The 12027-nt window shown below is 61.9% G+C and carries 12 protein-coding genes; 3 read left to right on the top strand and 9 right to left on the bottom strand.

What is annotated here, in order from left to right; translation table 11 throughout:
- Positions 1–236 precede the first annotated feature (236 nt).
- From RQX22_RS17845 to argC, 8 genes are all read right to left on the bottom strand, one after another.
- Positions 237–464 (bottom strand): helix-turn-helix transcriptional regulator, encoded by a 228-nt coding sequence (locus RQX22_RS17845; protein WP_315728351.1) that lies wholly within the window; start codon positions 462–464, stop codon positions 237–239.
- Positions 465–467: 3 nt separating this feature from the next.
- Positions 468–890, bottom strand: a complete 423-nt coding sequence (locus RQX22_RS17840; RefSeq protein WP_315728350.1) for a hypothetical protein — start codon at positions 888–890, stop codon at positions 468–470.
- A gap of 172 nt (positions 891–1062) precedes the next feature.
- Positions 1063–2289 (bottom strand): argininosuccinate synthase, encoded by a 1227-nt coding sequence (locus RQX22_RS17835; protein WP_315728349.1) that lies wholly within the window; start codon positions 2287–2289, stop codon positions 1063–1065.
- Complete coding sequence (locus tag RQX22_RS17830; RefSeq protein WP_315728347.1) at positions 2286–2768, bottom strand: arginine repressor; 483 nt, start codon at positions 2766–2768, stop codon at positions 2286–2288. Before RQX22_RS17830 ends, RQX22_RS17835 begins: the two co-directional genes overlap by 4 nt.
- On the bottom strand, positions 2765–3646 hold the full coding sequence (argF, locus tag RQX22_RS17825; RefSeq protein WP_315728345.1) for an ornithine carbamoyltransferase: 882 nt from the start codon (positions 3644–3646) through the stop codon (positions 2765–2767). The genes RQX22_RS17830 and argF overlap by 4 nt, the downstream gene beginning before the upstream one ends.
- A complete protein-coding gene (argB, locus tag RQX22_RS17820; protein ID WP_315728343.1) occupies positions 3647–4516 on the bottom strand; it encodes an acetylglutamate kinase in 870 nt (289 codons plus the stop codon). It abuts the gene before it with no gap.
- On the bottom strand, positions 4513–5673 hold the full coding sequence (gene argJ, locus RQX22_RS17815; RefSeq protein ID WP_315728341.1) for a bifunctional glutamate N-acetyltransferase/amino-acid acetyltransferase ArgJ: 1161 nt from the start codon (positions 5671–5673) through the stop codon (positions 4513–4515). Before argJ ends, argB begins: the two co-directional genes overlap by 4 nt.
- Positions 5670–6689: an N-acetyl-gamma-glutamyl-phosphate reductase gene (gene argC, locus RQX22_RS17810; protein WP_315728339.1), complete on the bottom strand. Its 1020-nt coding sequence runs from the start codon at positions 6687–6689 to the stop codon at positions 5670–5672. The genes argJ and argC overlap by 4 nt, the downstream gene beginning before the upstream one ends.
- Positions 6690–6998: 309 nt before the next feature.
- On the opposite strand from argC, the gene RQX22_RS17805 reads away from it, so the two are divergent.
- From RQX22_RS17805 to bioB, 3 genes are all read left to right on the top strand, one after another.
- Entirely contained in the window at positions 6999–9116 is a 2118-nt protein-coding gene (locus RQX22_RS17805) for a DEAD/DEAH box helicase (RefSeq protein WP_315728338.1), read from the top strand.
- Positions 9117–9148: 32 nt separating this feature from the next.
- A complete protein-coding gene (locus RQX22_RS17800) occupies positions 9149–9769 on the top strand; it encodes a DUF2290 domain-containing protein (RefSeq protein ID WP_315728336.1) in 621 nt (206 codons plus the stop codon).
- A 245-nt stretch (positions 9770–10014) separates the two neighbouring features.
- Positions 10015–11016, top strand: coding sequence for a biotin synthase BioB (bioB, locus tag RQX22_RS17795; protein WP_315728334.1), 1002 nt, complete (start codon positions 10015–10017; stop codon positions 11014–11016).
- A gap of 42 nt (positions 11017–11058) precedes the next feature.
- Here the strand turns inward: bioB and RQX22_RS17790 are convergent, their stop codons facing one another.
- Positions 11059–12012 (bottom strand): threonine dehydratase, encoded by a 954-nt coding sequence (locus tag RQX22_RS17790; protein WP_315728332.1) that lies wholly within the window; start codon positions 12010–12012, stop codon positions 11059–11061.
- Positions 12013–12027 lie beyond the last annotated feature (15 nt).

The following is a 12027-nucleotide window of genomic DNA, read 5'->3' as shown; positions in this document are numbered from 1 at the left end:
ATCGACTTCGAGAAACAGTCTGAGGTAGCGTAGCCAATCTCAGCGTCCATCAGACCGGCAGCAGCTCAGAGCAAGGGTATTTGCCTTATCCACGTGTCCCCTAACCCCCTCTCGGACAATTCCGCGTATGTCTGCTTACCACCCATAGCAGACACTCACTCTTCCCCTGTGGTCAGGCGCGGCAATTCCGAATGCTATCACGACACGCCTTGGCTCCAAGGTGGAGATCTTCGACGCTAGCGAGGATTCTTCTCCTCCCAGCCGAACACATCCTCCACGCCGACGCCGAACAAGCGGGCGATGCGGAAGGCGCTTTCGAGGCTTGGGGAATAGCGCCCCTGTTCGATCGCGATGATTGTCTGGCGGGTCACGCCGATCGCCTCGGCGAGCGCGGCCTGGCTCATCGCGCCGTGGCGTTCGCGCATCTCGCGGACGCGGTTGGTGATCGGCGGCGGCCGGCGCATCGTTCAAAGACCCCGCCGGATATAGAAGATCTGCAGGGCGAATTTGGCGATCTGGGAGACGAGCAGGCCGCCGATGACGAGATGGAACAGCATGTTGCCGTCGGGGCATAGGATGAAGGTGCCGAGTGCGGCCAGGATCGCGATGCCCAACACCGTTCCCGACAGGGCGCCGGCACGCTGCCGGACCAGCCATTCGCGCTCGTCGACCGGAACCTGCCATTCCTTGCGCGAGACCAGGCCGGCGACGCCGTAAGCGAGCATGGACGCCGCGACCACGAGCATGACCCACAAGGCCAGGAGCAACGTGGCCGGCGGCGCGATGGCGCCATTGGCTTCGGACACCTGGTAGACGGTGACGGCATATTGGATGCCGGTCGCGACCAGCACTGCCACCATCAGCCAGGCGAACTTTTCCCGAAACGACATGCCAACACTCCCCGTGTAAAAGATTTCTTACACAGGCTTAGTCAAACATATTTGACATGTCTAGAGCGCGCTGCGTCAAATGTGACGCAATTTGTGCGCTCTAAATTTTCATTGCCGCATCGTTTTTTGCGAAAACCGGTTTCCGCTTTTTCGCGCGACGCTCTCTTATCTTCTACTTCGCGCGAAGGTCCCTCTTCGCCAGGCCCCTGAGCCTCAGCGCGTTCAGCTTGATGAACCCGGCGGCGTCGCGATGATCGTAGGCGGTCTTGCCTTCCTCGAAGGTCACGAGCTCCTGATCGTAGAGCGAGTGAGAACTTTCGCGGCCGACGACGGTGGCATTGCCCTTGTAGAGCTTCACGCGGACCGTGCCGGTCACATGTTCCTGGCTCTTGTCGATCAGGGCCTGAAGCATCTCCCGCTCCGGCGCGAACCAGAAGCCGTTATAGATGAGCCCCGCATAACGCGGCATGATGCTGTCCTTGAGGTGCATCGAGCCCGCATCGAGCGTGATCGATTCCATTCCGCGATGGGCGGCGAGCAGGATCGCGCCGCCCGGCGTTTCATAGACGCCGCGGGACTTCATGCCGACGAAGCGATTCTCGACCAGGTCGAGGCGGCCGATGCCATTGTCGTGGCCGAGCTGATTGAGCTTCGTAAGGAGCGAGGCCGGCGACAGGCGCTCGCCGTCGATCGCGACCGGATCGCCGCGCTCGAATTTGATCGTGATCAGGGTCGGCTTGTCGGGCGCGTCCTCGGGCGAGATGGTGCGCTGGTGGACATATTCCGGCGCCTCGACGGCCGGATCCTCCAGCACCTTTCCTTCCGAGGAGGAATGGAGGAGGTTGGCGTCGACCGAGAAAGGCGCGTCGCCCCTTTTGTCCTTGGCGATCGGGATCTGATGCTGCTCGGCGAAGGCCAGCAATTGCTCGCGGCTCGCGAAATCCCATTCCCGCCACGGCGCGACGACGCGGATGTCTGGCTCCAGCGCATAATAGCCAAGCTCGAACCGGACCTGGTCATTGCCCTTGCCGGTGGCGCCATGACAGACGGCGTCGGCGCCCACCGCGCGGGCGATCTCGATCTGCCGCTTGGCGATGAGCGGGCGGGCGATCGAGGTGCCGAGCAGATACTGGCCCTCATAGACGGTATTGGCGCGGAACATCGGGAAGACGAAGTCGCGGACGAATTCCTCGCGCAGATCGTCGATGAAGATATTTTCGGGCTTGATGCCCATCAGCAGCGCCTTCTGCCGCGCGGGCTCGACCTCTTCGCCCTGGCCCAGATCGGCGGTGAAGGTGACGACTTCGGCGCGGAACTCGGTCTGCAGCCATTTCAAGATGATCGAAGTGTCGAGTCCTCCGGAATAAGCGAGGACGACCTTCTTCGGGGGATTGTTCATTGCCGCTCCTGGGCTGACTGGCGTGAGAGGGTGCGGAATCGGTCCGCAACCGTGGCGGGCGCTACACCATCCCGCACTGCAACGAAAAGCGTATCGTCGCCGGAAACCGTGCCGGCGATTTCGAGCAGGCGGGAACCGTCGATCGCGGAGGCGACCATCTGGGCCGAACCGGGCGGCGTGCGCAGGATGACGAGATTGCCGGCGACGTCCACCGACACCACCCATTCGCGAAGGATGCTGCCGAGCCGCCCGGCGGCCCAGTCGCTTTCGGCGATCTGTTCGGGAAGGACATAGCCCAATGCGCCGTGCCGCTTCATCTTGACCGCGCCGAGCTGATCGAGATCGCGGGACACCGTCGCCTGGGTGACCGCCCAGCCGAGATCGGCCAGCCTTTCGGTGACCTCTTCCTGGCTGCCGATCATGCCCGAACGAAGGATGTCCGCGATCAGTTTCTGGCGTTGGGCGCGGACATCGTTCATCGGCGGACGCCCAGCATCCAGGCCATGGCGCCGCGCGCCGTGTGCATGCGATTTTCGGCCTGGCGCCAGATCGCGCTGCGGGCGCCATCCATCACCTCGCCGGTCACCTCCTCGCCCCGCTTGGCCGGGAGGCAATGGAGGAACCAGGCCTTGTTGGCCCTGGCCATCAGGGCGGCATCGACCTGGAACGGCGCCATCGCCGCACGCTTGGCGTCGGCCTCGCTATCCTCGCCCATCGAGATCCAGACGTCGGTATAGACGAAATCCGCGCCGTCCACGGCTTCGGAGGGGTCCGCCACCGTCCGCACGGTGCCGCCGAGCGACGCGAATTCGTCGGGCGGGAAGCTGTAGGCATGCGGGCTGGCGATGCGGAATTCCGCGCCGAGCAGGGCGCAGCCTTCGGCCAGCGAGCGGGCGACATTATTGGCATCGCCCAGATAGGCGACGGTGGCGCCTTCGATCCGGCCCAGCAATTGCCTGATCGTCAGCAGGTCGGCCAGAGCCTGGAGCGGGTGATCGCTTTCGGACAGCATGTTGAGGACCGGCTTGTCGACCGCCGCCGCCATCAGATCGAGATGGCTGTGCGAAGCCACGCGGGCGGCGATCAGATCATGGTAGCAGGCCAGCGTCCGGGCCACGTCCTCCGCCGTCTCGCGCGTGCCGAGGCCGACTTCTTCCTTCTGGATATAGACCGGATGGCCGCCCAGCTGCACGACCGCCATCTCCATCGAATTGCGGGTCCGTGCGCTCGGCTTTTCGAAGAGCATGGCCACGCCCTTGCCTTCGAGCGGGCGGCCGACCGCTTGGTCTTCCGAAAGAGCCAGGATCTGCTCGATCGCTTCGCGGTCGAGGCTGCGGAGCTTCAGCAAGTCGGTCATTCAAACATCCTTCTGGATCATCGTCCCGATGCCCGCATGGGTGAGGAGCTCGATCAAAATGGCGTGCGGCACCCGTCCGTCGATAATATGGGCGCTGCCGACGCCGCCCTCCACCGCCGAGGCGCAGGCGCGGAGCTTGGGGATCATCCCCTTGCTGACGCTGCCATCCTCCATGCGGGCGCGAAGTTCGCCGAGCGTCAGGCGATGGACCAGGCTGGCCGGATCGTTCACGTCCTCCAGCAGGCCCGGCGCGCCGGTCAGATAGACGATCTTTTCCGCCTGCATGGCGACGGCAATGGCCATCGCCGCATCGTCGGCATTGATATTATAGGGCTGTCCGGCCGCGTCGGCGCCCACCGTCGACACGACCGGGGCAAGGCCGTCGTCGAGCAATTGATGGAGCAGCTTGGCGCGAACCGCCTCGACCTCCCCGACGAAGCCGAGCGCCGGATCGACCTGGACCGCCCGCAGGAGCCCGCCATCCTCGCCCGAGACGCCGACGCCGACCGGTTCCTCCCGGTTGATCGCGGCGACGAGATCGCGGTTGATCTTGCCGACCAGCACCATGCGCACGATGTCGAGCGTCTCCGCATCGGTGACGCGCAGGCCGTTCCGGAATTCCGGCTCCTTGCCGGCCAGGCGCATGAACTGATCGATCTGGGGCCCGCCGCCATGGACGAGCACGCAGCGCACGCCGACGCTGCGCAACAGCAATATGTCCTGGGCCATGGCCCGGTCCAGATTGGCGGCGGCATCGGCATCGGCGATGGCGGCGCCGCCAAGCTTCACGACGACGACCTTGCCGGCGAAGCGGCGGATATAGGGCAGCGCCTGGACCAGCACCTCGGCGGTTTCTCCAGCTTCCATCATGACGTCTGCACATTTTCCTTGATATAGCCCGGCCCCAGATCGACCCCGATCATCTGGGCCGCGCCGCCGCCCAGGCCGAGCGCGATCTCGATGTCGATCTCGTCGCCGGCCATGTGACCGGCAACCGCATCTTCGTCATGTTCGACGGCAATGCCGGCGCGCGAGACGATGATGCCGCCATAAGCGACGGTCGCGAGATCGGGGTCGAGATCGGCGCCCGAGGAGCCGGCGGCGGCGAGGATCCGGCCCCAATAGGGATCGGCGCCATGCCAGGAGCATTTGACGAGATTATTCTCGGCGATGCTCTTGGCCGCCAGCCGCGCATCGCCATCGCTGGCCGCGCCGCTGACCTTCAGGCGGACCATCTTGGTCATGCCCTCCGCATCGCGGGCCATCTTCAGCGTCAGCTCCTCGCACAATTTGTGGACGGCGTCGGCGAATTCGGCCGGGTCCGGCTTGCCGGCGCGGCCGCTGGCGAGCAGGATGACCGTGTCGTTGGTCGAGGTCGCGCCGTCGACATTGAGCGTGTTGAAGCTGCGATCGACCGCCTCCTTCAGCACCTTCTGCAGCACGTCGCGCTCGACATCCGCATCGGTGGTGAGGAAGGCGAGCATCGTCGCCATGTTGGGCGCGAGCATGCCGCAGCCCTTGGCCATGCCGCCGATGGTGAAGTTGGAGCCGGCGACCACCGCCTCCTTCGCCTTCGTGTCGGTGGTGAGGATGCCGAGCGCGGCATCATGGCCGCCGTCCACGGCCAGCGCCTCGGCAAGTTTCGGCGTCGCCGCCAGGATCCTGTCGATCGGCAGCGGCGTGCCGATGATCCCGGTCGAGCAGACCAGCACGTCTCCCGACGAAATGCCCAGCGCCTTCGCGGCTGCATCGCACATCGCCTCGGAATCGGCGCGGCCGGCCTTGCCCGTCCCGGCATTGGCATTGCCGGAATTGACGATGATCGCCGCCGCGCGGCCGCCATTGGCGGCGAGCCGCTCCCGGCAGGCGGCCACGGGCGGCGCGAAGAATTTGTTCTGGGTGAAGACGGCGGCCGCCGTCACCGGCTTGCCGTCGTCGGTGGCGACCAGCGCCATGTCGTAGCGCCGCCTCTTGACCCCGGCATGGAGGCCGGATGCGACGAAGCCCGAAGCCGCGGTGACGCTCATGGATGGACTCCGCAGGTGCCAAGGCCGGCCGTCTCGTCGAGGCCGAGCATGATGTTTGCGCACTGGATCATCTGTCCGGCCGCTCCTTTCACAAGATTGTCGATGGCGGAAATGGCGAGGACCCGGCCCGTGCGCGGATCATAGCGCGCGGTGATGTGGGCGGCATTGGAGCCCAGGGTCCATTTGGTGGAAGGCGGCGTTTCGCTCACATGGACGAAAGGCTCGTCGGCATAAGCCGCGCGCAAGGCCTCGAGCGGCGCATCGGCGGCCATGGGGCCGGTGGCGGTGCCGTAGCAGGTGGCGAGGATGCCCCGGTTCATGGGCGCGAGATGCGGCGTGAACAAAACGGTGGCGCCGAGCGACGCCTCCATCTCCGCCGTATGGCGATGCGAGACGAGGCCATAAGCCGAATAGGATTCGGCGATGGCGTTGAAATGGGTCGACTCCTTGAGCCCCCTGCCCGCCCCGCTGACGCCCGAAGCGGCATCGACGATGATCGACTTCGGATCGATCAGGCCGGCATCGACGAGCGGCTTCAGCGCCAGGATGGTCGCGGTCGGATAGCAGCCGGCAGCGGCGACGCAGCGCGTCTTGGCGATCTCGGCCCGCGCAATCTCCGGAATGCCGTAGACGAAATGGCCGAGCAGATCCGGCGCCCGATGCGGCTCGCCATACCAGGTCTCATAGACGGCAGGATCGCGCAGCCGGAAATCGGCGCCGAGATCGACGAAGGCGATGTCCCGATCGATGATCGTCCCGGCAATCGCTTGGGAAGCACCATGCGGAAGCGCGGCGAAGACGAGGTCGATCCCGTCGAGCGCGGATTCCTCATAGGTTTCGAAGCGCATGCCCGGATAGGCCAAGGCAAGATGCGGATGCGCCTTGTCAATTGCGGCACCGGCCTGGCTGTCGCCGAACAGGCGCACGGGCGCGAAATCGGGATGGCCGACGCAGAGGCGGAGAAGCTCTCCTCCGACGAATCCAGAGGCTCCGAGGATGGCGATTTGCACTGTCATCGTCCGCCTATGCATATTTATGCATAGTTATGCAAGAGGCTAGTCGGGCATCTTCGTATATGAGGGCGTCAACGCTGACTAGCATGTAGCATAATAACGGGGAAACACGCGTGGGTCTGAGCGCATCCGTTCGCCGTTCGGCGGATTCTTACGAGGACTAGATGATGCCGCAAAAGAGGCCGTGACCTCATCTGACGGAAATGGATGGTCCCTATAGCGCACTGTACAAGGCGAAGCGGCCGTCACAGCCGCCGCTCATGAAGAGCCCCTGCAGTTGCCCAAACTCAGTTCTCGTGCAAAATGCGTCCTATGATCGATACCGTATGGGGCAGCACGCAAAAGCCGGTTTCCGCTCGGCAGTTGGCCGAGATTCTGTCGCTGATACCGAATCTCAGCGGGACGCTCTACATCGGCTATCCCATCATTGGGACACCCGACGGCGCATTCCCCTTTGATGCTCTGCTTCTGAGCCCGGAGAAGGGCGCCGTGGCCTTCGACTTGGTGGAAGGGCGAGAGCTTGGTGTCTTTCAAGATCGCCAAGATGATCTCTATGCCAAACTCCACTCAAAACTCTTGCAATATCCGTCTTTGGTTCGGGGCCGAACTCTCGCGGCGCCTATTCACACAATCACGTTTGCCCCGGCGTTGCCTGGCGCTGCTGGGGTCGCTGAAAGGCCGGTAACGGACACCACTTCTCTGCCGGCTGTCGTCGGCGAAATTGAGTGGCAAGAAGATGGCGCGTTCCCGGCGCTTGCGTCCGCAATTCAAGCCCTCACGACCATCCGCAAAGGTCGACGGAAACGCACAATCAGCAATGGAGATTCACGCGGCGCGAAGCTGCACGCCCTGAACGAGTCTATTGCGACCCTAGATGCAAATCAAAATGCGGCGGTTGTTGAGACAGTTGCGGGTGTCCAACGGATCCGAGGCCTGGCGGGATCTGGCAAGACTATCGTGCTAGCTTTGAAAGTCGCGTACCTTCATGCTCAGAATCCAGATTGGCTGATCGCTGTCACCTTCAACACGCGGTCGCTGAAGGGGCAGTTCGAGCGACTAATCACTTCGTTTGTATACGAGCAAACGAGTGAAGAGCCCGATTGGAGCAGAATCAAAGTTATGCACTCGTGGGGCTCACCGAGTTCACAAGGAATCTACTACAATTTTACCAAAGATCACGAATTAACCTATCGAGACTTCCGTTCGGCTCAAGGAGCCTTTGGCGAGGGCAAAGAGTTTTCAGGTGCTACCGAAGAAGCATTGAACCAAGTCACAAAGGTCAAGGAAACATACGATGCCATTTTGGTCGATGAGGCCCAGGACCTACCCAGCTCATTCCTCAGGATGTGCTACTCGCTATTGAAACCTCCCCATCGACTGATCTATGCATATGACGAACTTCAGAGCCTCACTAATGCGTCTTTACCAGGGCCTGAAGAATTGTTTGGAAACGATGCTTCCGGAAATCCAGTTGTCGAGTTCTCGGCGCCGATGCTTGGCGAACCCAGGCAGGACATTATTCTAGAGAAATGTTATCGTAATTCTCGTCCTGTCCTCGCAACGGCGCACGCGCTCGGCTTCGGCATATATAGGGAACCAGGTGGCCTGATTCAGATCTTTGAGCAAAATCAGCTCTGGGAAGATGTCGGCTACAGAGTCCGTGACGGCCAGCTGGAGGATGGGCACTTTGTTTCGCTCGAGCGCACACCTGAAACCAGTCCAATCTTCCTTGAGAGCCACTCCCCAATCGACGACCTGATCCAATTCCACGCCTTTTCTACACGAGATGATCAAGACAGGTGGTTGGCACAATCAATCATTTATAATATTCGTCAAGAAGAACTTTTATCTGAAGACATCGTTGTCATCAACCCAGATCCAGTCCGCACTCGAAAGGTAGTAGGAAATGCGCGTAACATGCTTCTCCATGCTGGGATAGATTCGTCTTTGGCAGGTGTATCAAATTCACCCGACATATTCTTCGAGAAAGACGTTGTTACATTTACTGGTATCTTTCGTGCCAAAGGAAATGAGGCTGGTATGGTGTACATCGTCAATGCTGACGATTGTTTTGACTCGCCTATACCGACGACACGAGCTCTCATCAGAAACCGCCTGTTCACTGCCATCACACGCTCAAAGGCGTGGGTGCGAGTCCTGGGAGTCGGCCCAGAAATGCACGCTCTTCGGGAGGAGTTCGATCGAGTGAAGCAACGTCAATTCCGCCTAGACTTTAACTATCCGGATGAGGAAACCAAGAAAGCTCTTCGTATCGTTAATCGTGACCTCACGCGAACTGAGCGCAAGCGGCTGGATGCAAAAGTCAGCGATCTCACAAGCGCCATCGAGGCGCTTGAAAATGGCGACGTCCGTATGGAGGACCTACCGGAGGCGCTTCGTCGGCGCTTGAAAGACCTGTTCGGCCAGTGAACCCCGGCCAAATCTGCCAACAAATAAACGAGGTGATCAGCTTGCTGGTCAAGGAGGGACTAGCCGATCACCAACGGTTCCCTGCGGTACGCACTGCGGGTTCTCAGGTCCAAATCACCATTCCGGGCGCGCCCGACTTGGCTGTGAGCCTGAAGAGCAAGCCTTACACTGAAATCTACGAAGAACTCCGGAAAGCGGAAGCCTATCACATACGAATGCTGGATGGCGCATTGATTCAATTTCTATTCACGTTCGAGAACAATGCCCTCACCTCGCATAGACTGGCTTTTTTCCCGTCGCCGATGTTGGAAATGTACGACTCAGTCCCAGAGCATTATGACCTAGACGAGACATTCGCCGACATGGTTGGCGAGTTTTCAGTGAAGTTCCCTCTTAGATTCGACTATTCATCGTCGGATGAAGAGCATAGAGACGTGGATCATCCTAAGTCACATCTTACACTGGGGCAGTACAAGGGGTGCAGAGTCCCCGTTAATGCACCACTTACTCCGTTTAGATTTATGAGGTTCACTTTACGCAATTTCTACAATCCATCCTATTTTGCCGTTGATTTGGACGCAAAGGCGCGCTTGACGGAGTTTGGTGACGTGATCACGCCGGCAGAACAAGGAATTCTATTCGTCACCGCTTGATTGATTTCCGTCAGCGGTTAGTTCATCATCGAGGAAGGCCTGCCGGATGGGCCCCAGGCGCGGCAGCTGGAGCGCCCCCGATCCGACGTTCCCCTTTCGGAGACCTATGAGCGAACGTAGAACGACGGCATTTGGCGCAAGAGAGGTGCTTGGAAGGCACGACACGCACTGGCAATTCGGAGCGTCACATGCCAGAGCGCCCGCGAACATTCGACGGCAGCCTTGGGCGCCCCTGGAGGTAAGAGATGATCCGCACCGATTGGACTCGCGACGAGATCGGCGGCTTGTTCGACATGCCGTTCATGGACCTGCTGTGGCGGGCGCAGCAGGTGCATCGCGAGTGGCATCGGCCGAACGAGGTGCAGCTTTCGACCCTGCTGTCGATCAAGACGGGCGGTTGCGCCGAGGATTGCGGTTATTGTAGCCAGTCGGCCTTCGCGAAATCCGGGCTGAAGGCGGAAAAATTGATGGACGTGGATGCGGTGCTCGCATCGGCGGCGGCGGCCAAGGCGGCTGGATCCAACCGTTTCTGCATGGGCGCGGCGTGGCGCGAGCCCAAGAAGCGCGACATGGAGGCGCTTTGCGCGATGACGGCGGGGGTCAAGGCGATGGGCCTCGAAACCTGCATGACGCTGGGCATGCTGAACGACGACCAGGCCAGGCGGCTCGCCGATGCGGGACTCGATTATTACAACCATAATGTCGACAGCTCGCCCGAATATTATGAGAAGATCATCAGCACCCGGACCTATCAGGACCGGCTGGACACTCTGGCCCGGGTGCGCGCGGCCGGCATGGCGGTCTGTTCCGGCGGGATCGTCGGCATGGGCGAGACGCGCGACGACAGGGTCGGCTTCATCCATGCCCTTTCCACCCTGCCCGTCCATCCGGAAAGCGTCCCGGTCAACGCCCTGGTCCCCGTGCGCGGCACGTCGCTCGGCGACAAATTGATCGCCGAGGAGAATGTGAAGATCGACGACCTGGAGTTCGTCCGCACGGTTGCGGTGGCCCGCGTCACCATGCCGAAAGCGCGCGTGCGCCTGTCGGCCGGCCGCGAGAGCATGAGCGAAAGCACCCAGGCGCTCTGCTTCCTGGCCGGCGCCAATTCGATCTTCACCGGCGACAAATTGCTGACCGCCGGCAATGCCGGCGCGGATGCGGATGCCGAGATGATGGCGAAGCTGGGCATGGTCGCGGCGGAGACGGAAGCGAAGCCTTGCCGGGCGAAGGAAGCCGTGGGGTTTTGAGCTGACGAACTCCCCCCGCCGCTTGCGGCAGGGGCGTAAAGCTTATCCCGGATACAACCAGGACTGGAACAAGGCGGCGTCGATATTGCCGCCGGACAGGACCAGGCCGACCTTCTTCCCCTGGATGCGCTCGCGTTCCTGAAGGGCGGCGGCGAGGGCGGCGGCGCCTCCGCCTTCGGCGAGATTGTGGGTGTCCGACCAATAGATGCGGATCGCTTCGGCTACCTCGTCGTCGCTGACGGTGACGATGCGGTCGGCGCCCTTGTTGATCATCTCGACCGCGACCGGATCGGGCACGCGCGTCGCCATGCCGTCGGCGTTGGTGACGGCGTCATTGGTCGGGACCGGATGGCCGGCCGCGAAGGACAGAGCATAAGAGGGCGCGCCGGTGGACTGGACGCCGATGATGCGGGTCTTCAGGCCCAGCAGGTCCCGCACCATGATGCAGCCGACAATGCCCGAGCCGAGGCCGATCGGCACGTAGAGCAGGTCGAGATCGGGAATAGCCGTCAGCAGCTCCAGCGCATAAGTGGCGACGCCAACGACGAGGTTGCGATCGAAGGAGGGGACCATCAGCGCGCCCCTTTCCCCGGACAGGCGCCGGGCCTCGTCGCGGGAGGCGTCGAAGTCGCGGCCATGTTCTATCAGCTCGGCGCCATAAGCGCGCATCGCCGCATTCTTCTCGACGCTGTTGCCGATGGGGACGACGATCGTCACGGGAACGCCGTACAGGCCGCCGGCAAGGGCGATGCTCTGGCCGTGATTGCCGCGGGTGGCGGTGACGAGACTTACGGCGCCGGAATAGCGGACGAGATGGTCGACATAAGTGAGGCCGCCGCGCACCTTGAAGGCACCGGTCGGGTTGTGATTTTCATGCTTGACCCAGGCCTGCGCGCCGAGCCGCTGGGCAAGCAAGGGCCAGGCGATCTGCGCCGTCGGCTGCATATGCTTCCCGACCACGGCCTGGGCCTCCCGCAATTCCCCGATGTCGAACATATGCCCTCCTCGCCC

The sequence above is a fragment of the Sphingosinicella rhizophila genome (assembly GCF_032378825.1).
GTDB classification, from domain to species: Bacteria; Pseudomonadota; Alphaproteobacteria; order Sphingomonadales; family Sphingomonadaceae; genus Allosphingosinicella; species Allosphingosinicella rhizophila.
The sequence above is the reverse complement of the archived record's forward strand: the minus strand, read 5'-3'. Positions and strand labels throughout refer to the sequence as shown.

What these genes read in the sequence shown, in the direction of transcription:
- argF (WP_315728345.1), bottom strand. Translation starts at nt 3,646, where the DNA reads ATGACCGACTTGCTGAAGCTCCGCAGCCTCGACCGCGAAGCGATCGAG.
- RQX22_RS17830 (WP_315728347.1), bottom strand. Translation starts at nt 2,768, where the DNA reads ATGAACGATGTCCGCGCCCAACGCCAGAAACTGATCGCGGACATCCTT.
- argC (WP_315728339.1), bottom strand. Translation starts at nt 6,689, where the DNA reads ATGACAGTGCAAATCGCCATCCTCGGAGCCTCTGGATTCGTCGGAGGA.
- RQX22_RS17835 (WP_315728349.1), bottom strand. Translation starts at nt 2,289, where the DNA reads ATGAACAATCCCCCGAAGAAGGTCGTCCTCGCTTATTCCGGAGGACTC.
- RQX22_RS17840 (WP_315728350.1), bottom strand. Translation starts at nt 890, where the DNA reads ATGTCGTTTCGGGAAAAGTTCGCCTGGCTGATGGTGGCAGTGCTGGTC.
- RQX22_RS17805 (WP_315728338.1), top strand. Translation starts at nt 6,999, where the DNA reads ATGATCGATACCGTATGGGGCAGCACGCAAAAGCCGGTTTCCGCTCGG.
- argB (WP_315728343.1), bottom strand. Translation starts at nt 4,516, where the DNA reads ATGATGGAAGCTGGAGAAACCGCCGAGGTGCTGGTCCAGGCGCTGCCC.
- RQX22_RS17845 (WP_315728351.1), bottom strand. Translation starts at nt 464, where the DNA reads ATGCGCCGGCCGCCGCCGATCACCAACCGCGTCCGCGAGATGCGCGAA.
- RQX22_RS17790 (WP_315728332.1), bottom strand. Translation starts at nt 12,012, where the DNA reads ATGTTCGACATCGGGGAATTGCGGGAGGCCCAGGCCGTGGTCGGGAAG.
- bioB (WP_315728334.1), top strand. Translation starts at nt 10,015, where the DNA reads ATGATCCGCACCGATTGGACTCGCGACGAGATCGGCGGCTTGTTCGAC.
- argJ (WP_315728341.1), bottom strand. Translation starts at nt 5,673, where the DNA reads ATGAGCGTCACCGCGGCTTCGGGCTTCGTCGCATCCGGCCTCCATGCC.